1 protein-coding gene is annotated in these 1952 nt (G+C 49.1%); it reads right to left on the bottom strand.

Annotation, left to right across the window (positions count from 1 at the left end):
- Positions 1–200: 200 nt before the first annotated feature.
- On the bottom strand, positions 201–1880 hold the full coding sequence (locus tag ABR397_RS22370) for a ShlB/FhaC/HecB family hemolysin secretion/activation protein (protein WP_350307639.1): 1680 nt from the start codon (positions 1878–1880) through the stop codon (positions 201–203).
- Between the last annotated feature and the right edge of the window lie 72 nt (positions 1881–1952).

Genomic DNA, 1952 nt, shown 5'->3' with positions numbered 1-1952 from the left:
GCCCTGATGTTGTACCTGTGTCTGGCTATTATCCGGCGTTATCCCGGCGGCCATAGCCGGATGAAGGGGATAAACGGCGGTCAGGTAAATTAAAAGATAACTCGTGACCCTTGTTAAAGGGGTGCTACGTTGACTCATGTATCAGTCCTTATTTTATTGCAATGGAAATGTTTTGTTTCAATAAGTTATGTCTTGCGTTGTTACAAAATCAGTGATGCAGACCAGTAAACCACCCAGTGATCCGGTTTCAGGTGGTTAGGGTAAGTGAGTGGTTTGCCAACAGTTATCGCCTGATTGAATCGACGGTGCGTTAGTGAGAGGCCAAGTGCGGTGCCGGTGACATTACCGCCATCAATTTGTCCTGCTTTTCCTCGTAACCATCCCGTATCCAACGCCCCGGTTAAGGTGAGCTCTCCCAGTACAGGCAGCGCTGAGATTCGCCAGTTCAGCTCATTGCGCCAATATCCGCCGCGATTGCCGGTGAGAGATTGCTCTTTAAATCCCCTGACGGAATATTGTCCGCCCAGCGAGAGGCGTTCGCTGGCGTAAAGGTTGTCGGGCGTGGTCTGGCCGTAAAGGGATGAGAGGTAATAAATGGAATCCGTGACCGGCATAAAATAGCTGGCACTCAGGCTAAATTTACGGAATTGGCTCCGTGGTGCATCCGGAAAATGGGGATCCTCTTTTGTCGCACTGAACACCGGTAAACCGTGGCTGATTGCCGGGTTAAACGTGATATAGCCACCTGCCAGTACTGAACTGTAGTTAATGCCAAGGTTGATAGCGCTTAACGTTGGGCTGCTGATGGATAATTTCTCTCCCGCCAGCAAATTGGTCGTCTGGCGGCGCGTCAATCCCAGATCCAGCGCCAGCTTCTGTTCGCCATCACGGTATAACGCCCGGTTTATTGCCAGCCGGTGCGTCTGGCTGGCACCTTCGTAGCGATAGGCCTGCGAGTCAGCCGGAATATTCTGAAAAGAATCATTCCACGCGTACTGATAACTGAACAGCCAGTAGCCATAAGGGATCGTTACATTAGAAGTGAGGCTTCGGTTTTGATGGTTATGGCGAAAATCACTGTTATGGCTGGCAGACAATGACCACTGATCAGCGAGATGTAATGGATTATCCAGGTTTACACTGGCATTGATTTGCCCGGTGCCGGTACTTTTCTGACCACTGTTATCCGCACCCAAGCTGGCACTGATCGGTAAGCGCGTCGAGGTTCGTTTTAAGATAACCGCAGAATAACCGGGTTGTTTTCCTGGCTGAATATCAATGGCGACCTGTTGTGAGGGCAGGCGGTTCAGGCGTTCCATGCCTTGTTCAATATCCCGCAGATTGAGTGTTTTGCCAATCATGCCCGGAAAGACCATTTTGAGTGAACGTGGTGTTTCATCATCAAGGCTGATTGACTCAATTTTGCCTTCATTCACGGTAATCATGAGGGTACCGGAGGATAAATCCTGCGCTCTGAGGTCAGCGCGGGATGTGACATAACCCCGTTCGATATAGGTATTCGATACTTTACGCACCAGCTCATTAATCTGCTGCAAAGTTAAGCAATGAGATAAGTAAGGGTGAGTCAAGTTCTGTTTGACTGACCTTGACAGGCTTTCTGCACCCACAAATTCAATCTGTTGAATGGTGTGGCAAACAGATTCAGCTGCATCCGGCGTTAAAACGGGGGATGGGGATACGGTGATATTGTGACGCAGCGCTTCCCGCTGTTGTTGGGCTTGCTGCAACAAGGCTTTTTGTTGTTGTGTGATGGTTTCTTGATCCGCCGAGCTGACAGGAATTGCCGCCTGGGCCAGTGCGGAGATTGCCAGCAGGATAAGCCCGGTCAGGCTGCGGTGATAAAACGGTAATTTTCCCATAGACAATAATTAACAATTTGATAATGACATTATTAAACTATTCTAATGTGGTATTAATTTCCCGTCTGAATA

This window comes from Photorhabdus viridis (assembly GCF_040256935.1).
GTDB classification, from domain to species: Bacteria; Pseudomonadota; Gammaproteobacteria; order Enterobacterales; family Enterobacteriaceae; genus Photorhabdus; species Photorhabdus viridis.
The sequence above is the reverse complement of the archived record's forward strand: the minus strand, read 5'-3'. Positions and strand labels throughout refer to the sequence as shown.

Bases quoted from the DNA above. Each gene is read 5' to 3' on its own strand.
- ABR397_RS22370 (WP_350307639.1), bottom strand. From the start codon at position 1,880: ATGGGAAAATTACCGTTTTATCACCGCAGCCTGACCGGGCTTATCCTG.